Here is a 22,348-nt window from a genome sequence, read left to right as displayed (position 1 = left end):
ATTTAAACTCAAGTTTAAGGAACAAGTTATGGACATAATTGTGTACTCTAAGCCTCAATGTGTGCAGTGCACCGCAACGGTTAAAGCGCTTGAGACCAAAGGTATTGCCCACAAAGTGGTCGATTTGACCCTCGACTCGTCAGCCATGAATAAGGTGCAGTCTCTCGGTTATCGACAGGCTCCGGTTGTCGTCGCTGGGTCGCGTCACTGGTCTGGATTCCGCCCGGATATGATCAGCCAGATTTCACAATGATCGTTTACTACTCCAGCGCTTCGGGTAACACACAACGTTTTATTGAACAGTTATCGTTACCTGCTATACGCCTGCCAATAGACGCAGAGCAAGCGTTACCGGAGATCTCCCAACCTTTCGTACTGATCTGCCCGACATACGCAGACGGTCACGGCAAAGGTGCGGTGCCAAAATCGGTGATAAAAGCGCTCAACCAGCCGCAAACTCGCGCACTCCTCAAAGGAGTGATCGCCTCAGGTAATCGTAACTTTGGAGAACTGTTCGCACATGCAGGCTCCGTCATCGCTAACAAATGTCAGGTTCCCGTTCTGTATCGGTTTGAACTGTCGGGAACACAAAGCGACGTCGATGCCGTGCGTCAGGGATTAGAACAATTTTGGAAACATCATGGACAATCAATTCACTAACGAATCACTCGATTATCATGCACTCAACGCCATGCTCAACCTGCTTGATGAGCAAGGTAACATCCAGTTTGAATCAGACAGACAGGCTGCCCGGCAGTTCTTCTTACAACACGTCAATCAAAACACCGTGTTTTTCCATAACCTGTCTGAAAAACTCGATTATTTAGTCAACGAAGGCTATTACGAGGCCGATGTTCTGACTCAATACAGCAAGGAATTCGTCCATAAAATCTGGGATCTTGCCTATCAGGTGAAATTCCGTTTCAGAACCTTCTTGGGTGCGTATAAGTTTTTCACCTCTTACGCTTTAAAAACGCGCGACGGGCAGCGTTATCTCGAACGATTTGAAGATCGGGTTGTGATGACGGCACTAACACTGGCACGCGGTGATGAACATTTTGCCACTGATTTGATGCACGAAATCATTCACCAAAGATTCCAGCCCGCGACTCCAACCTTTATCAACTCCGGTAAACAAAGTCGTGGTGAGCTTATTTCCTGCTTTTTGCTGCGAATTGAAGACAATATGGAAAGTATTGGCCGAGCGATTAACTCCTCGCTACAGCTTTCCCGTCGTGGTGGTGGCGTTGCTTTGCTATTAAGCAACTTACGAGAACAAGGCGCGCCAATTAAAGGCATCCTTAACCAAAGTTCTGGTGTTGTCCCTGTCATGAAGCTCCTTGAGGACAGCTTCTCTTACGCTAACCAACTTGGTGCTCGTCAAGGCGCTGGCGCGGTCTATCTGAACGTTCATCATCCAGACATCATGCAGTTTCTCGATACTAAGCGAGAGAATGCCGACGAGAAGATACGTATTAAGACACTCAGTCTTGGCGTCGTGATTCCGGACATCACTCTGGAATTGGCTAAGCAAAACAAAGATATGTATCTCTTCTCACCCCATGATGCAGAACGGGTTTATAACAAACCTTTCTCTGAGATCAGCGTGACAGAAAAGTACCATGAGATGGTCGATGATTCGCGCATTCGTAAGAGTAAAATCAGCGCTCGCCACTTGTTCCAGACGCTGGCTGAGATTCAGTTTGAATCCGGTTATCCGTACATCATGTTTGAAGATACGGTCAATCAATCTAACCCGATTGAAGGTCGTATTAACATGTCCAACTTATGTTCTGAGATCCTTCAGGTTAGCGATGCCTCGGAGTTTAATGATGACCTAAGCTACTCCAAACTGGGCCGCGATATTTCTTGTAACCTTGGCTCAATAAATATCGCTAAAGCATTGGATGGCGGGCACCTTAACCACACCGTAGACATCGCGATACGCGCTTTAAATGCCGTTTCTGAAATGAGTGCAATTGACAGCGTTCCTTCCATTCGCAAGGGAAACGATGAAAGCCACGCTATCGGTCTCGGGCAAATGAATCTACATGGCTTCCTTGCTCGAGAACGAATCCATTACGACAGTGAAGAAGCGATCGATTTTACGAATGTTTATTTTGCCAGCATTCTTTTCCATTGTGTCGCGGCTTCCAACAAGCTGGCAAAAGAGAAGCAAAGCGTGTTTAACGGATTCGAGCAGTCTACCTACGCCTCCGGCGCATTCTTCAATAAATATCTGGAACAGGACTTTCTGCCTACCACAGAAAAAGTCACTCAGTTGCTAGAACGATTGGATGTCAGACCCCCAACCAAAGACGATTGGGCCACACTAAAACAGCAGGTCATGGAGCATGGTCTCTACAACCGAAACCTGCAGGCTATCCCTCCAACCGGTTCGATCAGCTACATCAACGACGCCACTGCTTCTATCCATCCGGTAACCGCAAAAGTTGAGATCCGCAAAGAAGGCAAGATTGGCCGTGTTTACTTCCCAGCCCCCTATCTGGACAACAACAATCTCGAATACTACCGCGATGCTTATGAAATAGGCCCGGAGGCGATTATCGATGTCTATGCCGCGGCGACTCAACATGTGGACCAAGGACTGTCACTGACGCTGTTCTTCAACGACAACGTCACGACACGAGATATCAATAGAGCGCAGATTTACGCTTGGAAGAAGAAAATTAAAACCTTGTATTACATCCGCATGAGACAAAAAGCACTCGAAGGCACACAAGTCGATGGCTGTGTTTCATGCACGCTTTGATAAGGAAAACAAATTATGACCACCACCACCCAAACTGCACCTGTCAGAGCGATAAACTGGAACCGGATGGAAGATGACAAGGATTTGGAAATCTGGAACCGCCTCACTGTCAACTTCTGGTTACCTGAGAAAGTACCACTATCCAATGATATTCAAACTTGGAAGCAATTGACGGAAGCAGAGCAGACACTGACTATACGTGTGTTTACTGGCCTGACATTGCTCGATACGATCCAAAATACGGTCGGTGCTCCCACTTTAATGGCGGATGCCAGAACTCAACATGAAGAGGCCGTGTTAACCAACATCGCCTTTATGGAAGCGGTACATGCACGCAGCTATTCTTCCGTGTTCTCCACTTTATGTACTACCCCACAAATTGATGAGGCATTTCGCTGGGCAGAAGAGAATGAATTGCTGCAGCGTAAGGCGCGCCTCGTCCTTGATGATTACAAAGCTGATGAAGATCCACTGAAAAAGAAAGTCGCCAGCGTATTCCTTGAAAGCTTTTTGTTTTATTCAGGGTTTTACTTGCCCATGCACTGGTCTAGCCGAGCCAAGCTAACCAATACTGCTGACTTGATTCGCCTCATCATCCGTGACGAAGCCATTCATGGGTATTACATCGGCTACAAATTTCAGCAGGCGTTCAACGAACTGAATACACAAGAGCAAGCACGAGTGAAGGATGAAGCCTTTTCACTCATGTTCTCTTTGTATGAAATAGAAAGCCAGTACACAGAGTCACTGTATGATGATGTGGGGCTGACAGAAGATGTAAAACACTTCCTGCATTACAATGCCAACAAAGCGCTGATGAACCTTGGTTTTGAGCCTCTGTTTCCAGATGAGTTGTGTCAGGTTAACCCTGCTATTATGGCTGCGTTATCACCGAATGCCGACGAAAACCATGATTTCTTCTCGGGTTCTGGGTCTTCATATGTGATTGGTAAAGCCGTCGCAACCGAAGATGAAGACTGGGACTTTTAGACTGAACGCTGGGAGCACAGACTCGTGCTCCCTATTTGAGCTTACTACTAACCAATCACAATCAAACCAAACTTCGACAGTAGCTGCTCTTGCTGCCAATCACAGATCTTCACGCCATTGAGTGAGACTCGGCGCATATCTAATCCTTCCAGATCAACGTGAGTTAAGTCCGCTCCTTCTAGGTTGAATGTACCCCATTGCTCTTTACTAAATTCACCACGCGACAAATCCGCACCCAGCAGACTGGCTCCAAACAGGTTGGCACCACTCCAACGATTTTCAAACAACTCGCACTTTTCTAGCAATGCGCGCTCAAAGTTGGCGTAACTCAGGTTACAGCCGGTTATGTATGCCGAACAAAAGTAAGCCGTATGACTGATGCGGTTAACAAAGTTGGTTCGCTGAAAGTTCGCCCCTTTTAAATCGCACTTTCTAAATTCAATGCCAAAACACTCGGCACCGACAAACTGACTCATAGCTAACATGCAGTTTTCGAAGCTGGTGTCCTTGAGGTTGGCATATTGGAAGCTGCACCCTTCCAGCGCTTGTGCTTCAATGAATTTGCAGTTGATAAACTTTGCATCACGTAAATCCGCTCGGTCAAAGCTGCATTTAATGAACTGACAACCCTCATACACCTGCTGCTGTAAGTCCTGATGAGAGAAGTCTTGCTGATGATACGTCTGATCTTTTATAGACATGTGTTCTCCTTAGTTGGCGCAAGACTAGCACTCTAACCCTTTGTTTTTCCACAAAAATAAAAGCTTAAACATCAAGCACTTAAAACACCCCAAAATCGCCAATTTAAGGCATCAAAATGGCAGTTTAAGAGCATTCTACTTTGAAATTCGAAGGCGCGTATCAAGAAAAAAGTTTAAAGCTTTAAATCACTGTTCAGATGACCGTTATAAAAAGCAAAAAGGCGTAGAGCTATTGGAGCAGTTTTGCTCTAATACGTGGCAGTTAATCTTAAGAGATCATGTAATGGAAGAAATCTATTTTGCCGGAGGCTGCTTGTGGGGTGTACAGGAGTTTATGAAACATCTGCCCGGGGTAATGGTAACTGAAGCCGGGAGAGCCAATGGTACGAATCAGGATACCAAAGGAGAATATGATGGCTACGCGGAATGTGTCCGCACTCAATTTGATCCTGAAAAAGTGTCAGTTCTGGAGCTGATGGATTTCTTCTTTGAAATTATCGATCCCTACAGCCTCAACAAACAAGGCGAAGATATCGGCAAAAAATATCGCACTGGCGTATACAGCCAAAACCTGGAGCATTTAACTCAGGCGAAAGGTTTTATTCAGTCTCGTTCAGATCGTGACCGTATTGTCGTGGAGATACTGCCGCTGACCAATTATGTCAAAAGTGATCAAGAACATCAGGATCGCCTAACACTCCATCCAGACGATTACTGCCACATTCCTGTCGATTTGCTGCATAAGTACAAGAATCAATAAGTAAAAAGGCCAGAGCATTGCTCTGGCCTTGTCATTAGTCTATCCAAATAACGCTTACACTTGGAACTTGTTAAGGTTTTTGTGCAAATCAATCACGTTCTTAGCTATGGTTTCACTTGCAACCGCAGTATTCTTGGTTTCTTCCGCCGTCTCCTCTGCAAGCGTCTTGATACTCGTCAGGTTGTTGTCCAAGTCCTGCGCTACCGTCGATTGCTCCTCCGCGGCAGCCGCAATTTGCAGATTCAGTCCAGCAATTTCATTCACGGATTCAGCAGCCATAGAGAAAGTATTGGCAGATTCCGAACTTTTCTCCAAACATAGCTTAGCTGTGTCAGTCCCTTTCTTCATACTGGTTACCGCATTTCTAGCTTCAGACTGCAACCTGTCAACTAACTGCTGAATATCTACCGTAGCTTCTTGGGTACGCTGAGCGAGTGAGCGAACCTCATCAGCAACAACCGCAAAGCCACGCCCAGTGTCACCTGCGCGAGCGGCTTCAATCGCTGCGTTAAGTGCTAACAGATTCGTTTGCTCGGCGATGCCTTGGATAGATTCCAAAACCTGACCAATATTGTTGGTTTCAGAGACCAGATTCTCAATCACACCAGAAGACGTTGTCACTTCATTGGCCAGCTCTTGAATCACTTCTTGCGTTGCAACTGCTTCTTTCTGGCCTTCCATTACATGCTTTTTCACTTCGTCCGTCACCGAAGAAGCATTCGCCGTGCTGTTCGCCACTTCTTGTGTCGTCGCATTCATTTGATTAATCGCAGTCGCGACTTGTTCAATATCACAGCGCTGTTTTTCAACATTCTGCAATGTACGTTGCATCGCTGTTACAGCGACCTCCGAAGACTCACCTAATTCTCGAGCCTGCCCATTTATCTGAGAAATCGTTCCGACCAGCACGCTCAAAAATTTGTTGAATGCACTAGCAACAGTACCCGTTTCATCGCGTGAAGAGTCATCGAGACGAACAGTCAGGTCGCCATCACCATAAGAAACCTGTTTCAATCGCTCTATCAGAGTAAGAATTGGTGAACGAATAGCGCGAGTCACCAGAAATGGCATTACGATACCGAGTAAGATAGACACAACAGCAATGACTGTCATCCATTTTATGGCGTACTTTTCATCTTCTTCTGCTTGCAACGCGCTAGCGAGCGTAAAGTTTTGCACTTCATTCAGGATAGCAATCAATGCTTTGTCGATTTCATCTTCATGGGCTTCCACTTTCTTGGAAAACTCAAGCATCTCTTCGATTTCACCATTGCTACCGTAGTCCATGGTTTTGTCCACTTCACCAACCAGCGTGCTGTAAGATTTCTCGACAACTTTCAGCTTATCAAGCAGCTTCTTAAATTTTTCTTTTGCCTCGACAGAGTGGAGCAACGGAATCGCGTTCTCTATAAATTCTTCAACGTCATAGAGTTCTTTTTCGGTTTTAACCGTCAGGTCATGAACCTTTTTCTTCGCTTCTTCGAAGACCGCTCTTTGTGCTAAACCCTGTTCGACCCGAATCGCTTTAATCAAAGCACGCTCAAACAATATTGCCTGTTCGAGTTGATGCTCCGTTACAATGGTCAACATCTTAGTTAAGGGAATGTCCTCTTCCGCAATATCGATCAACTCGTTACCAATCTTGTTCATTTGATAAAGCGCAAAGCCGCCCATAATTAACATGGCAAGCAATTGGGAAAACCCGAGTAAGTAAACCTTTTGAGCAATGGTTAATCTAGATAACATACCTGTTCTCCCTTCAATCCTTTTTAACGAAATGCTTGATCATTCGCATTGCAAAACTCTTGTGTTCCAACAAGTAGTCAAGATTGCGTTTGCTCTGTAAAAAATCACTGTACCCGGTCAAGGTCGATGCAGAATCTTCGTCGAGTATTTTGAAGCCCATTTGCCAATCAGGAAAGCTGCGAGCATGAATGAAATGTAGACCTATTCGGTTAATGTGAGTGTGGCGGGTGTCGACCTTGATTTTTTCGAATAACGTTTCAACGGCATCTTCAGGCCCTTCAAGTACCTGTATAAAGGTACCATAACCGTCGTAGAGCAATAGCCCGGTAATATCACTTTCAGTATTATTCTTCCGTGCTTTCGACAAAATTTCTTCAAGTTGCTCTTGCTTAAGCCGTTGAACCGCTTTACTGACATACACGAGTTCAATCATATCCATTTATGGCTCCCTTCACTCTTGAGTCTTAAATCACTTTTTCACTTTCTTATGATTCAAGCCACATATTGATCAGAACTGATTCATCTCCATCAAGACGTCTGGTAACGATATCGTTTGCGTCATATAGACCAACTGGGCTGCCAAAATCATCCGACAAATCAGTTGTCAACCAACACCTTACCACTTAATAGGTAACCAAGCATTAACAAAACCTTTACAATTTACGTGCCAGATAAGAAACCGTGAACAAACAGGATATTTGAGTGAAATTGCGTGATAATAGCCATTAAGTGCATATGATAATTTGCATATTGCGATCAAAGTCGCAATATGCAATTGCAATGTAGCTCTCACGCCCCAAAGACCTACATTTTATATGGAAATTAATTGGTTAGACTTTTTGATGACGTTTAACCGTTGGCAGGAGCACACTGACCCGCCAATTAAATTTGACCGCGCACACAGCCAGTAAGATCGCAATGACGCCAACGCCTTGCCACAAATTAACCGTATTGCCAAAAGCCAAGTAGTCCACCACCAAAGCAGTCACAGGATAAACAAAAGACAAAATCGCAATGAGATGAGTGCTGAGCTTCTGAAATGCGTCATACATGATGACATACATAAAGCCGGTGTTAACTACCCCCAAAATGATCAGAGAGCTCCATTGCGAAGATATCTGGGGCAACGCCGCCCAGTCCACCATAGGCAGCAGGAAGACCACGCCGACACTAACCTGAATAAATGCAATCACACTAGGGGGGATTTGGCTAACTTGCTTCGTGAGTAACGCTGTCACGGTATAAAGCAGTGCCGCCCCTAACGCCAACAACAAACCCAACAGTGCTTGCTGGCTTCCTTCTTCTTGACCGTCTAACAAGTGAGTCAGTTGCGTGATATTCACGTCAGTCACTAAGCCCAAACCGATGACCGCCACCACTAGCCAAAGTAACAAATCCACGCCTGGCCATTGCCTTGCTAACAGTGCCCCAGCCATAACCAGCATAATCGGCTGCATATGATAAGCAATGGTTGCAATAGAGAAAGGAATGTAGTCAAAGGAAGCAAACAGTAGTACCCAGTTGCCTACTAGGGTGAGCCCTCCTACCACGATAAGCCCAAATACTTTTCGGTTCAGATCTTGGGGAAACTGACCATAATGCCACCGAATGTAACCAGCCAAAAACAGGCCTCCAATCAAACAACGAAAGAACACAACATTCCAGAACGACTGACCAGATTCAATCACAAACAAGCCTATGGTTCCTGACAAAACCATGGCTGCAACCATCTTGATTGTGCCTTTTTCCGTGTCATTGCTATACATAATTCATCCTCTTGAATCTATTAAGTAATACGCATAGATTAAGAAGTATTCGCTGGCAAAGGCATGACCAAATGAAGCTCATTTTTCAGTGAGACTTAAAAAAGGAAGACAAATATGCGTAAGCACCTTAAAAACGAAGATTGGACGCTGGATGCTATCGATAGCCAGCTGCTCGACCTACTGAATGATAACGCGCGTATGCCAGTCGCTGAATTAGCCCGAGAAGTGAAAATGTCCTCTCCAAGTGTTAACGAGCGACTCAAACGAATGGAAGAGTTTGGCGTCATTTCAGGCTATCGGGTTCAACTCGCGCCAGAAAATCTGGGCTTTCCACTTGAAGCCATCGTGCGTATGCGTCAACTTCCGGGAAAGATAAAACAGTTGGAAGCCATGATCATTGAAACGCCAGAGTTTATTGAGTGCGATAAGGTCACTGGCGAAGACTGTTTCTATGCTCGGATGCGCTTCGGCACTATGGAGCAATTGGATGAAATCCTAGACAAAGTGTCCTCTCTGGCTGAAACCAATACCTCCATTGTGAAATCAACCCCCGTAAAACGACGTAATGTGCCTTATCAGTATTCACGCCGACAAAACGAGCAATAAAAAACCGAGCCTGTAAAACTGGCTCGGTCTCTTATCTGGCATTAGAAATTATGCCAAACCTTGCTCTACCGCCATTTTATGCGCCACTTTTGGCCCCTGCCATAACGCAGGTAACAGGACAAAGGATACTGGCACTGCGGTAATAACAATAAACGACTGCAAAGAGGAAATACCACCATCACCTAGTGCGATAAGCGCAATCGCGACCACACTCATCATTACGCCCCAGAAACTGCGCATTACTGTATTGGGGTTTTCTTCCCCACTAATCACTGAGCTAATGGTATAAGTCATCGAATCGCCCGTGGTGACAATAAAAGTAGTCGTCAGGATCAGAAATAGAACAGCGATAACCGTTGGATAAGGCAACTGGCTGGTAATCGCAAGAAGGACAGCCGGCAGGTTGAAGCCTTCAAAAGCGGTTGATATAGAGCCCGGATGGCTAAGCTCAAACGCGAGTCCACTGCCTCCGACGATGCTAAACCAGAAGCAAGTAATCAAAGGCGCCGCGACGCTGATCGACAGAATCAATTGTCGGATTGTTCTACCTCGCGAAATTCTCGCGATAAAAATCGCCATCATCGGGCCATAACCGATAAACCATCCCCAGAAGAATACCGTCCACCAGCTAAGCCACCCCGTATCACCGCGATACAATGCCATTGGGACAAAGTTATCAACCAAGCGACCTATCCCCTGAAGGTAACCATCGACAATAAAGCTCGTAGGACCAAACACCAGAATAAAACCGATCAAAAACGCTGATAGGATGATGTTATAACGACTGATGATTTGAATGCCCTTACTGACCCCGCTCAATGCGGATAAGGTATAGGTGACCATCGCCAACAGGACGACCGTTGTTTGGGTAACAAAAGTATCCGGAATGGCAAACAGCGCATTTAACGCGTAGCTAATTTGCAGGCCTAAGAATCCAATCGGCCCAATTGTGCCCGCTGCGACAGCGATGATACAACACGCATCAACCAAATCGCCGATCCAACCGTGAATGGCTTTATCACCAAATATCGGATAAACCAGAGTACGAGGTTTTAAAGGCAAACCTTTGTCATAGTGGAGATGCATCAGTACCACGGATGATAAGCAGCCCAGTATTGCCCACGCTAGGAACCCCCAATGCATAAACGATTGTGACAATGCATTGAGTGCAGCGGATTTAGGTGATGCTTGACCGAAAAAAGGAGGAGCAGTGACAAAATGTGCAATCGGTTCGGCAGCCGCCCAAAATACACCACCACCCGCAAGCAGAGTACAAAGAATGATGGACAACCATTTAAAGTTTTCAAGATCCGGAGTCGCTAAGCCACCTAAACGTACACACCCCGTCCGCGATATAGCCAGATAAAGGCCAATCACAAAATTCAGCAATAACAATACTTGCCAATAAGCACCAAAGTACTCAATAGCGTAAGAAAAGCCACCACTCACCAGCGCTGTCAGCAAAGACGTATCAAGCATTGCCAGTATCACGAAGCCAATCAGAAAGCTTCCACTCAGCCAGAAAACCGGGTTGTTAAGTTGAAGTTTTTGAATAAAGTCGAGTGAGTGAGAAGAGGCAGGACGTTCAGTGCAATCAGTAGAGCAGGTTTCCGCTCGGTTGACTGCCTGAGTCATATTAGACATGTAAAATTCACTTATATTGAGGCTGAATGCAAACAAACAGCATGTATCGCCCTCACGCTTGTATCATTTATTTGTGAGGTATATCACGCAAATGCTAACACAGGCATCAATAGAAGTAGACTGTTAATCCGTACTGATGGGAACAGCCCAAACAGAAAAACAGTCTACTCTATCATCAAAGCGCTTCTATCACAGAGACTTAGCACATTTACCCACAGCCAAACGAGGCTGTGATTGAGGTCTGACAATCAAACCGATTCCGACTAAAAACAAGGCACTCGCGATGATTTGTGGCACAGAAAGCACTTCGTCATACATAAAATAGCCGCTAACTAAAGCGAATACTGGAACAAGCAAAGTCAAAGGTGCTGCGGTGCTTAACGGGTACTTAATCAGCGTTCGATTCCACACCCAATAACCAAACAAGGTGGTTGGATAAGCCTGAAAAACCACCGCAATTGTCGTGTTCATATCCCAGTTTTCATATGCTTGCCAAAGGATTTGTTCACCATGCAGCGCCGTCGCGAACAACATTAACGGTACAGGCGCAAACAACATTCCCCATACATTAAATGCAAAAGCTTGTTTGGTTTTGGAAGCTTTAACGATGACCCCCATTAAGGTCCAACTGATTGCGGCAATCATAATCAACATCAGGCCTGAAGCTGTAATATTGCCATTGGTTGAGGACACCAATACCAATAATGCGACCATCGCTAATAAAGCCCCTATTAATTTTCGTGGTGACGACTTTTCTTTAAAGATAAAAAGCCCGACCGCCATGCCTATCACGACATTGCTCGACAGCAAAACCGAAGACATTCCGGAAGACAAACCCGCAGTAATCGACCAGGACGCCATCCCCCAAATCCCGACGCCAAACACTAACCCGTAGCTGACTAAATAGCGCCAAGCCACATTCGGTCTGGCGATGAAAAAGATCGCCGGGATCACCGCCAGTGCGAAACGGGCAGCCGTCGCAACCAGTGGGTGCACGTTAGTGATCCCCATCTTGATCATTGAGAAGTTAAATCCCCAAATAGCCATGACAAATACGGCCAGTAATAGGTCATTTTTTTTCATTGTTATCCCTCCATTCATTCTGTGAATGCGAGTATCGCTTGCGAGCAAAAAGGGATACAGATACAATTTTTTAAATAAAAACCAGTACAGTTGTCATGATGATGAGTATTTATAAGCAGTTAGCCAATCAATTCATTGAAGATATTCAACACGCTAAGCTGTGTGAAGGGGACAAAATGCCCTCTTTGCGTCAACTCTCACAGCAGCACTCTGTCAGTATGTCGACCGCCGTTAGTTGCTATCAAGAGCTGGAATCACAAGGCTGGATCCAGTCACGCCCTCAAGCGGGTTACTTCGTCGCACCTCGCCAGCACTCCCATCAGACACCCGAGCTCAAACAGTTTGTCAGCACCGTATCAACAGTCCGCAACTTCAATTCCGTACATTCTGCACTGCGAGGCCCATTAGGTGTTTCCAGTACCGCTAATGATGAACAAGCCGTAACAGAGCTCGAACGCAGTTTTCGCCGAGCTTTGCGTCGAATGGGCGACCGACTCAACCACTATCCTGATGTTCAGGGAGAGCCTCTGCTGCGTCAGGCATTATCGACTCACTTTTCTAAAGTAGGCGTGCACTTTTCTGCTAGTGATCTTGTCGTCACAGCAGGTTGTATGTCAGCAATAAAAGCGGCGATAGAGTCCTGCACCGAGCAAGGTGACGCCATCGCGATCAGCTCACCATGCTTTAACGGCATCATCGAATTACTTGGTCAGATGGCGCGAAAAATTGTCGAGATTCCCTCTTTAGACGACGGCATCGATTTAGCACAGCTGGAAACACACTTTCAGCAAGGCAATGTCAAAGCGGGCATTTTCTGTACTTCTCATATGAACCCACAGGGGATCAGCATGTCTGCTCAGCAAAAACAAACGCTGGCGCAACTGGCAAATCAATACCAGATTCCTGTGATTGAAGACGACGTTTACCTAGAGCTCTCCTACTCTGACCATACGCCTCTGCCCGCTAAATATTACGATCAAGCCGGCTATATTCTCTGGTGCGGCTCAGTTTCAAAGAGTCTGTCGCCGGGTTATCGATTGGGCTGGTGCTTACCCGGGCGTTACCAGTCAGCCTATCAAGGTCAGTTTGGAGCCAGCTGCTATGGAGTATCGACTCCGGTTCAGTTGGCCGTGGCTGACTTCATTGATTCCGGCCAGTACGCTAAGCAACTCAGACGCAGAAAGCAAAAGCTACTTTCACTAAGAAAAGACTATCTCGACTACCTGACCACGCAGTTGCCCGATCATATAAAAATCAGCAACCCACAAGGCGGTATGGTGCTTTGGATCCAAGCTCCGGGTTTGGACAGTAAACAGTTACAGAACGAAATCGAAACTCGCAAAATTGATATCCGCCTCGGGCATCTCTTTACCACTCTCGATCTCTACTCTGACTGTGTGAGAATCAACATAGGCTACCCACTTGAAGGACGTGCAAAAGAAGAGTTGGATACGCTTATTGATCTATTGATTACGCTTTCTGACTAACGACGGCACATCTGCATGCCATTGAGATAATGCTTAGGCGTCACGCCGAGGGCTTTCTTAAAGTGAGCCGACAAGTGGCTTTGATCGTAGAAGCCGCAATCTGTCGCGACAATAGACGGTGCTACACCTTGACGCAAAAGTGTCTGAGCATGGCGAATCCTCAGCTGTATCTGGTATTGATGAGGCGCCAAGCCATAAGCCTGCTTAAACTGTCTCAATAATGTGTATTTGTTAATGCCAGCCAGATTTGCCAGCTCATCGATGGTTAAGTTTTGGTGTGAATATTCTCTAATATAATCACGCACTCGTTCGATGTTAGCCTTTGCACTGGCCGTCTCACCATCAGGCAACTTAGAGCCGGAAGCGCGGGCAAGACTGGAGAGAAAAGTGATCAACAAGGATTCCAGCACCAGAGCAGGCGCATCAATATCCGAGTATTCAAATAAGGTGCGTAAGTGATTCGTCAACGCCGGATTTTCAATTGTTGGCGTCTGAAACGAAGGGCTGTAGTGGCGACCATCGGTGTAATCAGCCAACACTTTGTTCACCACTTCTGGGGTTGGATAAATGGCACGATAGCTCCACCCATTGTCACTGGCTGATTGCCCTGTGTGGATGGCATCCGCATTTACTGCCACTAAAGAGCCAGCACCAGACAAGTGATTGCCACCTTTGTAGAAGAATTTCTGTGCACCTCGTTCAATGATGCCAATGGCATAGCCTTCATGAACGTGGGGAGAAAAATGCTCATCTTTATAGTGGGCATAGACACTCTCGATGCCTTCAAAGCATTTGATTTGCGAATACGTTGAATTCACCCAGACTCCCTCCTTGATCGCGCCACTCACCTAACGCTAATCGAGTTTGATAAATGCTTCAAGTCAATTTCATCCTATTTATCCTCTATTCACATTGAACCTAACCATTTAATAATTAAAGAAATAATAATAAGCCCTCTATTTTTGAGTGAAAATCAAGCAATAAGATGAGCTTAAAACGCCAATATCTTCCTATCTCGAAAGCATCAAACACAGAAAAATAGTGGAAAAAGAGACAGGAACACCAAGATGCTTCAACACACTGACATGCTCGCTTACATCATGACTTGCCTAATCGCGGCAGGCACACCAGGCCCCGGCACTCTTGCCGTCATCAACTCTTCGATTATTAAAGGCACCAAACGCACCATTCCTCTTATGTGCGGCATTATTACTGGGATGGCTCTGGTTGCCGCAGCTACGATTCTTGGGTTATCAGCCATCATTTTAAGTTCACAGTCGCTGTTCAAAGCCGTTCAATTCATAGGAACTGGCTACATATTCTATCTTGGTGTTGTGAGCTTACTTCGCTCCCAACCTAGTGAAGGTGATGATACTCAGCAAAACACTCACCGTACTGCCGTATTCAGTTCAGGGGTAATATTATCTGTGTTTAACCCCAAAACTATTGTCTTCTTTGTCGCACTGCTGCCCGCTTTCATCAACACTGAAGCCAATAGCCTGCAAACTGGTGTTGAGCTCACCGCGATTCTTTTACTATGTACCTTTTCCGTACACCTTATTTATGCGTTTGCTGGCAGTTATGCCGCCCAATTTATTAAAGCGAAAACTCATTGGATCGAGGTTGCCACAGGTTTGCTATTCATCGCTCTTGCTATCTTTATGTTGATAAACACTTTTTAAGTGAATCACACTCCCCTCCTTCTTCTGGCTTGTGTTTCATCACTTACATCTAAATTTCCGTTTTTGTCGAAATATATTGACGAACCAGCCACAAAACTTTAAATTTCGAATATTCTGGAAATTTGGATTTCATCAACACTTTGATGTGGGAAGGTAAACATGACCGAGCAAGTAATCATTATTGGTGCAGGGCAAGCTGGGCTATCGACCGCTTACTATTTGAAAAGAAATGGTATTGACCCACTGATCTTAGATGCGAACCCAACACATGGCGGCGCCTGGTTACATGCATGGGATAGCCTGAGACTATTTTCACCAAAGGAGTACAGCTCGCTTTCTGGTTTTATGATGCCTAAAACTCGCGAGGCTTACCCTAGCCGTGATGAAGTGATCGACTATTTCGGCAAATATGAGCAGCGTTATCAGTTTCGTATTGAACGTCCTGTGAAAGTGCTGGATGTCACTAAAGTCGAAGACACTTTTCATATCACAACAGATAACGGGGAATTCCTCGCGAAAGCCGTTGTATCTGCGACTGGTAACTTTTCAGGCCAATTCATTCCAACTTTCCCCGGCCTAGAGCGCTTTGCAGGTAAGCAGGTACATTCTGCAGACTACAAAAACAATGCGATATTCGCTGGTAAGAACGTCGCGGTGATAGGCAGCGGTAACTCAGGATCTCAGATATTGGCTGAAGTATCTCAAGTCGCCAATACGCACTGGTTTACCAATCGCCCTCTCGATTACCTCGATGATGAACTTGATGGCCGTTACTTATTCGAGCTTTCTACAAAACGTTACTACGCCGCGATGAAGGGCGAAAAGTTAGAAAATACCGATGACTTCTCCAAAATCGTCATGGTGGATTCCGTCAAAGAAGCACGTGAACGCGGGGTGTTGATTCGTGAAGAAGACATAGAATCTTTTAGCGAGCATGAAATTATCACGGCTAACAAACGTATTGCGATTGACGCTATTATCTGGTGCACAGGCTTCAAGACTCAGCTCAACCACCTGAAAGGCTTGCAACTGAATACGGACCTACAAAGTTTGACTCAAGGCACTCGCTCAACTCAGCATTCAGGCCTATGGCTGATTGGTTATGGGGAGTGGTCTGGCTACGCTTCGGCGACCATTGTCGGCGTACAAAAACATGCCCGAGAAACCGCCCGCCAAATAGCTGAATCTTTTGAATTGGTTGCAGACTAGAATCTAGGCTCAGTAATGAAAAAGCCCCCACTCTCAATGAGTGGGGGCTTTTTTGCATTCATTACGCGTTTTCGAGTTCAGGCTCACTGATAGACGCTTTCAACCCTTTAGCAAGACGCTCGACTGCTACCGTTAGCTCCTCTGGCGAAGCATTAGTGTAGTTAAGTCTTAGTGCTGGTTTGGCTTCATCTGCATTTGGATAGAACACCGGGCTTGGCACAACGGCCACACCATTCCCTAGTAACGCTTTAGCCAGTGTAAATGTGTCGCAAGATGGCAGCGTCACCCAAATGAACATACCGCCTTCAACAGGCTTCACTTCGCAGCCAGCTGGTAGCTGCTTTTGCAGCTCAGCAAATAGCTTCTCATAGCGGGATTGGTACAAGTCCCTAACCGTACCAATGTGCTGTTCAAAGCCTTGGTGTTTCAGTAAGCCCAGTAGTAGCGCTTGCATAGGGACACTTGAGTGTAAGTCAGCACCTTGTTTGATCTTGATGAGTGGCTCAAGATATTCACTCTTACCGCTTACGACACCAACGCGCAGACCCGGAGACGCAATCTTTGAGAAAGAACGCAGCACAATAGAGTGTTGCGGGCAGAAGTCAGAGACCAGTGGAATCGCTTGACCTGAGAACCTCAGTTCACGGTACGGTGCATCCTCAATCAGAACAACATTGTATTGCTCACACAATGCCCCAACCTTTTGGCGGGTTTCCAACGTCCAGCACACACCAGTTGGGTTATGGAAATCTGGTACGGCGTAAAACATCTTAGGTGACTGCTCGGCGAAGCTCTTCTCAAGCGCTTGTAAATCAGGGCCCGCTTCCGTCTGAGGTACGGTGACAATATCCGCCTGCACCAAACCAAACACCTGCATCGCGCCAAGGTAGCTAGGCGCTTCCATGACCACTTTATCACCCGGGTTCACATAAGCACGAGCGATCAGGTCCAGCCCTTGCTGCGATCCGGTACACGCCATTACTGAGTGCGTTTCTGGCAACTCGAAGTACTCTGTCAGGAACTCTAGCAGTGGCGCGTAACCTGCGGTCGCTCCGTATTGGAAAACTTCCGGCATCGATGAAAGGCTTTCTAGTGTCGGCTTCATTAATTCAATTGGAAAGGTACTTTCATCCGGTAAGCCACCCGCTAGCGAGATGACATTTTTATCCGATGCGGCAGCGAGAATTTCACGAATATAAGACGACGAGATTTGTTGCAAGGAGCGAGCGATTTCCATAACAGTTCCTGAGTGTAATTTTAGAATTTTTATCGTCCAAAAGACGTTAATGAAGTGTATAACCCATTGATGAAAATAGGATGTCCGTTTATGCTGTTAAACATGTCCATTTATGCTATTTTTCTTTATGAGCCGACAACACATATTCCGAATCAATGACGTGCTTTATCACATTCATAAAGACATCAGTAAATCCTTACCAGCCAAGGAATTAGCGGACATCGCAGCGTATTCTGAGCAACACTTTCATCGCGTTTTTAAACAGGTTGTCGGAGAGTCTATCCATCAATATATCCGCCGAACACGAATGGAGTACGCCGCAAACCAATTGATGTTTGATCCGCATTCCTCGGTATTGGACATCGCCAACAAATGCGGCTTTCATTCTGTTTCTTCGTTCAGCCGTGCATTTAAATCTACTTTCAGCGTCTCTCCCGGAGAATGGCGAAAGCACGAGCAACAAAACATCGATAAACCCTACCTCAAAGATCCTGAAATCGCCGCAGGCTATTATCGTGTCGCCAAGAAAACTCTTCCCGAGCCCAAAATCATCGAAACTTCCGATCGCCTCGCTGCCTACGTTCGTCATATAGGTTACAGCCGAACGGTAAAAAATGCCTGGCGCGTCTTAAATGCTTGGGCGAGCAGCGAGGGGCGTGACACATCACGTCAATACGGTTTGCATCATTCAAATCCAGCGCTGGTCGAGCTGGATAACTGTCGCTACGTGGCGTGTATCGAGATAGACAAACCGATCAAGGTTCGCGGTGTGGTAAATCAGTTAGTGATACCCGGAGGGTTACATGCGGTGTTCCGCCTCACCGGAGTGTATGGAGAATTGCTCCCTCAAATCAGCAAGGTTCATGAGCAGTGGTTGCCCGAATCGGGCTTTAAATTGGGGTCGACGCCAGCGTATGTCCACTATCACAGGAACCACTTTCTGCATGACGATGAGCACTTTGAGCTCGATTTTTACCTACCTATCAGTTTTTATTAGGCACTCACTCAGCTCGCAATCATTCAGGCTTAGATTGAATTAGTTAAACCACTTCTGTTAACGTGTCATTCTCATTAACAACGGAGCTGTTCAATGGACTCAAGCAGGCTAAACCAATATCTTTCTAAGATCGGTCTGTCATACATCCCCCAAACCACAATCGACGATCTCACTGCCCTCCACCGCGCTCAGCATCGCAGAATTCCTTTTGAAAACTTTGATGTAGCGCTACGTCGCACCATCAATTTATCTGACGATGCTTTGTTCGAGAAATTAGTTCTAAGTGAACGTGGTGGCTATTGTTTCGAAGTGAATGCCTTGCTACTCAGCGCCCTAAAAAGCCTCGGTTTTGATGCGAAACCACTGCTTGGTCGAGTGCATCTTGGACCACAACCGTCTGGCCGCAGCCATCAGGTATCACTGGTTACACTTGAGGGACAGGAATGGATTGTCGATGTTGGCTTCGGTGCTCAGACTCCGCGAGCACCTATACCCGTTGTTTTCGATAGGGAAATCACCACCGACTTACAGACGTTACGGTTTGTTAAACACTCTCTGTTTGGCACCATGCTTCAGGTAAATATTGACGATGACTGGATTGATCTTTATAGCCTTGATTTCACTCATGTTTGCGACAGCGATATTGCCTACGGCAATTTCTATACGTCGACCAGCCCTGACTCAACCTTCTTGCAAAAGCGGGTGGCAACATTAACCACAGACAATGGCATCATCACGCTGCTTAACAACACGTTAAAGATAAAAACTAACGGGCATACCGAGGAAAAAGAGATCGCGGAAAATGAAAACTATCTTGTTATTTTAAAAGAAATGTTTGGCATTGAACTGGACGCGAGCTTTGAAGATTTTGTGCCACTCAGTAAAGACATTTAACGATGTTAGTAGAGCAGATGTAAGCAAGACATCTGCTCTGAACGACGGACCTGAAAGTTAAACGAAATTCGGGTTACGTCCCCTTTCAAACAAACTTTTTAGGTTAAGCCGTTGGTTACTGTCTCGGGTTTCTACCAGAGCAGATTTCACTTTCAAAGTCACTACGATACGGGTTTATATCAAGACCGCCTCGTCGCGTATATCGAGCAAACACTGTCAGCTTTTCAGGGGCGCAGCATCGTTTGATATCAGAATAGATACGCTCGACGCATTGCTCGTGAAATTCATTATGTTCACGGAATGAGATTAGATACTTGAGAAGACTCTCATGATTGATTTTAGCTCCCGTATAACGAATATATACGCTTCCCCAATCTGGCTGATTCGTGACCAAACAGTTCGATTTCAAGAGGTGAGAGCATAAAGATTCAGAGACATACTCATCCACAGTACTTCCTGAGAGCGAATCCGCATCATACTCAAACGAGTCTACGGTGATATCCAAACCATCAATACAATCAAATTGGTTATTTATTGAGGTTTGTTGTGGTTCATCTACATCCATGAATGACACCGTCACTTCGGCACCAGCGGCATTGGTTAAGTCAGACTGCATTTTCTCAATAACAATTTCTTTCGACTCAAAACGTGTTTGATTGAAGCTATTTAAATACAATTTGAATGACTTCGATTCAATCAAGTTGTTGGACGTGTGAGGAATAATAAACTCCGCGATTGCGACGATTGGCTTTCCTTTATTGCTCAACCATGACACTTCAAAAGCAGTCCATAAATCATACCCAGCATGAGTGGCGACCTTAAGATCTTTAATCTCATCTCTGCCTTTTTTTCTTGGGATAGGATCGAGCAACTCAGGTTGATACTGAGAGATATACTCACTTCTTTTGCCTAGGTTCTTATCATAGGTTGTCATTAGTATTTAATTCCTTGACGTTGATTAAGCGGGAAAATAATTTCCGTGCGAAATAAATTGGCGCGACACTGAACAGCGCATATAAGATCTTGATAGCAACCTGGCTGAGAAACATAACGAAGAGTACGTCATTTGGTAGTACATTAAAGAATGCAATACTGATAAACAGTGCGCTATCCACTACAGATGCGATACTGGTACTTGCTATGACTCGAATGGCAAGCCATCGAGATTGTGTGGCGATTTTTATCTTGTTCAGGACGTAAGCATTGATGTTCTCAGAAATAAAGTAAGAACTTAAAGAGGCTAAAAACACTGAGGTCATGCTTGTGACAAGCGAAGTATACTGCTCATCCATGGCTTGCCATGGGCCTATGCTAGGGATAGTGGTGGATAAATAGAGAAGGACAAGTATCCCGGCATTGACCACTGTCGATTGTATGATGGCTTTTCTGGCGAGCTTTAAACCAAAGTATTCGTTTAATATATCAACAAATATAAATGAAATTGGGTAGAGGAATATTGCGGCAGGGACAATTAAACCTGTGTTGAATATTTCTACAGGTTTAATTCCGGTAATGTTTGACAATGTAAAAAGCGAACACAGGCAAAGTACGAGAAAAGAGTAGCTCATCCAATAACTTTCATGCCTATCCTCTAGCTCGTATGCCCCTTCAAAGCCCGATTTTGAATAGACTTTCTTACATACCTCAACCAATTCATTTCGATTTAAATCATCAGCGACTTCACTGGAAATAAGATCTTTAGCGGGCATGTTCACGACCTTTCCAGTTCCCCGAATCATCACACTCGCCATCATTTCAGGCGCACCATTAAAGCCAATTAACTTATATTTTTTATTAAACACAAAAACGTTCCTCGAGTATTACTCCAAAAAGAAAATCGCCTTCTAAGAGAGAAGTATTAGGGGGAAGAGAGTGCAATGCACCATCACGAACGATGAGCTTACTCAGCTCTTTTTCATTGTGATTGGAGCGATCAATAATCAGTAGATTCCCCCGAGTAAAATAGCTGGATAGAATCTGGCCTACTCGAATCGCTACGATGTTACTCCCTTCAGAAAAATGGTAGGTAAGGGGATAGTCGGTGATCAGATCACCAATGTAATATTCACTTTTCTGTACAAATTCAATTTCACTCAGAATCGGCACGGCAATAGGGTTTTTATTTCCACACACCGACACGACAGGTGTTTCAGATAGCAGATCTTCTAGCGATTCATTTTGAATAATATGGCAGGTCGTACCAAAGAAATTGGCAATACGTTCAACAGTCGAGGTCTGCACTCGTTCAACTTTGCCATCGAGTATTTTGTAGATAGTGGAGCGCGTAACACCGGTTTTACGACTTAATGACGCCTTGGTCTCTTTACTCTTATTTAGGCCAAACTGAATGTTGTCCCTAAGTATGTCCAGTTGCTCACTGTTATTCTTCATCTTTGTGCCTATTGGTCATAATAGCGAGGCCCGACCTCTCCCAAAAAAGCAATGATATCAGTATCATATTAAAAAACAATTAAATATACACACGCATGCATAATGTGTACACTAATGTGTATCTTTTAATGTTGGTAGATGATCATGAATACAGAAGACCTAGAGTCTCGCCTTCAAGAGATAACCTATTGGTGCCGGTTGATTCACGCAGAACCAGAGAAAAAAGAGGCGATAAGTTACCTCTATGTTCATACACAGCTACTACTGGACGAACTTCAAAGTAAGAAACCTGCCAGCCAAGTGATTCACCAGAAATAACACTTTGGACTTGGTCATGACTAAAACATCAAATAATTAAATATTTACCAACAACGGCAGCTGA

At 45.3% G+C, this 22,348-nt stretch carries 23 protein-coding genes; 12 read left to right on the top strand and 11 right to left on the bottom strand.

Translation table 11 applies throughout. The annotated features are described in order from the left end of the window. Positions 1-28: 28 nt before the first annotated feature. Genes nrdH through nrdF form a run of 4 tightly spaced genes read left to right on the top strand, consistent with a single transcriptional unit; the run spans position 29 to position 3,763 of the window. Positions 29-253, top strand: a complete 225-nt coding sequence (gene nrdH, locus F0265_RS03420) for a glutaredoxin-like protein NrdH (protein WP_171747761.1) — start codon at positions 29-31, stop codon at positions 251-253. After that, the gene (gene nrdI / locus F0265_RS03415; protein ID WP_040121856.1) at positions 250-660 is read left to right on the top strand and encodes a class Ib ribonucleoside-diphosphate reductase assembly flavoprotein NrdI; all 411 of its coding nucleotides are present in this window, start codon (positions 250-252) and stop codon (positions 658-660) included. The genes nrdH and nrdI overlap by 4 nt, the downstream gene beginning before the upstream one ends. Continuing rightward, positions 641-2,773 (top strand): class 1b ribonucleoside-diphosphate reductase subunit alpha, encoded by a 2,133-nt coding sequence (gene nrdE / locus F0265_RS03410; RefSeq protein ID WP_171747760.1) that lies wholly within the window; start codon positions 641-643, stop codon positions 2,771-2,773. The genes nrdI and nrdE overlap by 20 nt, the downstream gene beginning before the upstream one ends. 15 nt (positions 2,774-2,788) lie before the next feature. Next, positions 2,789-3,763, top strand: coding sequence for a class 1b ribonucleoside-diphosphate reductase subunit beta (nrdF, locus tag F0265_RS03405; RefSeq protein ID WP_171747759.1), 975 nt, complete (start codon positions 2,789-2,791; stop codon positions 3,761-3,763). 47 nt (positions 3,764-3,810) lie between these two features. Here nrdF and F0265_RS03400 read toward each other — a convergent pair whose 3' ends face one another. Then, positions 3,811-4,464, bottom strand: a complete 654-nt coding sequence (locus F0265_RS03400; RefSeq protein ID WP_171747758.1) for a Qnr family pentapeptide repeat protein — start codon at positions 4,462-4,464, stop codon at positions 3,811-3,813. A gap of 283 nt (positions 4,465-4,747) precedes the next feature. On the opposite strand from F0265_RS03400, the gene F0265_RS03395 reads away from it, so the two are divergent. Next, positions 4,748-5,224: a peptide-methionine (S)-S-oxide reductase gene (locus tag F0265_RS03395; RefSeq protein WP_171747757.1), complete on the top strand. Its 477-nt coding sequence runs from the start codon at positions 4,748-4,750 to the stop codon at positions 5,222-5,224. A gap of 54 nt (positions 5,225-5,278) precedes the next feature. On the opposite strand, the gene F0265_RS03390 is transcribed toward F0265_RS03395, so the two are convergent. The 3 genes from F0265_RS03390 to F0265_RS03380 form a co-directional block, all read right to left on the bottom strand. Then, the gene (locus tag F0265_RS03390) at positions 5,279-6,970 is read right to left on the bottom strand and encodes a methyl-accepting chemotaxis protein (RefSeq protein WP_171747756.1); all 1,692 of its coding nucleotides are present in this window, start codon (positions 6,968-6,970) and stop codon (positions 5,279-5,281) included. A 13-nt stretch (positions 6,971-6,983) separates the two neighbouring features. Continuing rightward, entirely contained in the window at positions 6,984-7,409 is a 426-nt protein-coding gene (locus F0265_RS03385; RefSeq protein WP_171747755.1) for a BLUF domain-containing protein, read from the bottom strand. Between the two features lie 391 nt (positions 7,410-7,800). Further along, entirely contained in the window at positions 7,801-8,736 is a 936-nt protein-coding gene (locus F0265_RS03380; protein ID WP_171747754.1) for an EamA family transporter, read from the bottom strand. Positions 8,737-8,850: 114 nt separating this feature from the next. On the opposite strand from F0265_RS03380, the gene F0265_RS03375 reads away from it, so the two are divergent. Next, positions 8,851-9,342 carry an Lrp/AsnC family transcriptional regulator gene (locus F0265_RS03375; RefSeq protein WP_171747753.1) on the top strand — a complete coding sequence of 164 codons (492 nt, stop codon included), beginning with the start codon at positions 8,851-8,853 and terminating at the stop codon, positions 9,340-9,342. A gap of 48 nt (positions 9,343-9,390) precedes the next feature. Here the strand turns inward: F0265_RS03375 and F0265_RS03370 are convergent, their stop codons facing one another. Both F0265_RS03370 and F0265_RS03365 read right to left on the bottom strand, forming a co-directional pair. Continuing rightward, entirely contained in the window at positions 9,391-10,986 is a 1,596-nt protein-coding gene (locus tag F0265_RS03370) for a BCCT family transporter (RefSeq protein WP_171747752.1), read from the bottom strand. Positions 10,987-11,175: 189 nt separating this feature from the next. After that, the gene (locus tag F0265_RS03365; RefSeq protein WP_171747751.1) at positions 11,176-12,069 is read right to left on the bottom strand and encodes an EamA family transporter; all 894 of its coding nucleotides are present in this window, start codon (positions 12,067-12,069) and stop codon (positions 11,176-11,178) included. A gap of 101 nt (positions 12,070-12,170) precedes the next feature. Here F0265_RS03365 and F0265_RS03360 point away from each other — a divergent pair, with 101 nt between their 5' ends. Beyond that, on the top strand, positions 12,171-13,556 hold the full coding sequence (locus F0265_RS03360) for a PLP-dependent aminotransferase family protein (protein ID WP_171747806.1): 1,386 nt from the start codon (positions 12,171-12,173) through the stop codon (positions 13,554-13,556). Here F0265_RS03360 and F0265_RS24705 read toward each other — a convergent pair. Beyond that, a complete protein-coding gene (locus F0265_RS24705; protein WP_006961406.1) occupies positions 13,553-14,374 on the bottom strand; it encodes an AraC family transcriptional regulator in 822 nt (273 codons plus the stop codon). The two genes, F0265_RS03360 and F0265_RS24705, sit on opposite strands and share 4 nt — an antisense overlap. A gap of 249 nt (positions 14,375-14,623) precedes the next feature. Here F0265_RS24705 and F0265_RS03350 point away from each other — a divergent pair, with 249 nt between their 5' ends. Together F0265_RS03350 and F0265_RS03345 are read left to right on the top strand one after the other, a co-directional pair. Further along, positions 14,624-15,238, top strand: coding sequence for a LysE family translocator (locus F0265_RS03350; RefSeq protein ID WP_171747750.1), 615 nt, complete (start codon positions 14,624-14,626; stop codon positions 15,236-15,238). 159 nt (positions 15,239-15,397) lie between these two features. Further along, entirely contained in the window at positions 15,398-16,447 is a 1,050-nt protein-coding gene (locus tag F0265_RS03345; RefSeq protein WP_171747749.1) for an ArsO family NAD(P)H-dependent flavin-containing monooxygenase, read from the top strand. A 61-nt stretch (positions 16,448-16,508) separates the two neighbouring features. Here F0265_RS03345 and F0265_RS03340 read toward each other — a convergent pair whose 3' ends face one another. Next, complete coding sequence (locus tag F0265_RS03340; protein ID WP_171747748.1) at positions 16,509-17,684, bottom strand: PLP-dependent aminotransferase family protein; 1,176 nt, start codon at positions 17,682-17,684, stop codon at positions 16,509-16,511. Positions 17,685-17,811: 127 nt separating this feature from the next. Here F0265_RS03340 and F0265_RS03335 point away from each other — a divergent pair, with 127 nt between their 5' ends. Together F0265_RS03335 and F0265_RS03330 are read left to right on the top strand one after the other, a co-directional pair. Then, entirely contained in the window at positions 17,812-18,681 is an 870-nt protein-coding gene (locus F0265_RS03335; protein ID WP_171747747.1) for a GyrI-like domain-containing protein, read from the top strand. 93 nt (positions 18,682-18,774) lie between these two features. Then, positions 18,775-19,575, top strand: a complete 801-nt coding sequence (locus tag F0265_RS03330; protein WP_171747746.1) for an arylamine N-acetyltransferase — start codon at positions 18,775-18,777, stop codon at positions 19,573-19,575. Positions 19,576-19,690: 115 nt separating this feature from the next. Here F0265_RS03330 and queF read toward each other — a convergent pair whose 3' ends face one another. Genes queF through F0265_RS03315 form a run of 3 tightly spaced genes read right to left on the bottom strand, consistent with a single transcriptional unit; the run spans position 19,691 to position 21,966 of the window. Further along, positions 19,691-20,509 (bottom strand): NADPH-dependent 7-cyano-7-deazaguanine reductase QueF, encoded by an 819-nt coding sequence (queF, locus tag F0265_RS03325; protein ID WP_171747745.1) that lies wholly within the window; start codon positions 20,507-20,509, stop codon positions 19,691-19,693. Then, positions 20,496-21,377, bottom strand: coding sequence for a queuosine precursor transporter (locus tag F0265_RS03320; RefSeq protein ID WP_065742695.1), 882 nt, complete (start codon positions 21,375-21,377; stop codon positions 20,496-20,498). The genes queF and F0265_RS03320 overlap by 14 nt, the downstream gene beginning before the upstream one ends. Beyond that, positions 21,370-21,966 (bottom strand): helix-turn-helix domain-containing protein, encoded by a 597-nt coding sequence (locus tag F0265_RS03315; protein WP_171747744.1) that lies wholly within the window; start codon positions 21,964-21,966, stop codon positions 21,370-21,372. The genes F0265_RS03320 and F0265_RS03315 overlap by 8 nt, the downstream gene beginning before the upstream one ends. 144 nt (positions 21,967-22,110) lie before the next feature. On the opposite strand from F0265_RS03315, the gene F0265_RS03310 reads away from it, so the two are divergent. After that, entirely contained in the window at positions 22,111-22,284 is a 174-nt protein-coding gene (locus tag F0265_RS03310) for a hypothetical protein (protein ID WP_171747743.1), read from the top strand. Positions 22,285-22,348 lie beyond the last annotated feature (64 nt).

The organism is Vibrio sp. RE88 (assembly GCF_013113835.1).
In the GTDB taxonomy this organism is placed as follows: Bacteria; Pseudomonadota; Gammaproteobacteria; order Enterobacterales; family Vibrionaceae; genus Vibrio.
This window is presented reverse-complemented; position numbering and strand designations above follow the sequence as displayed.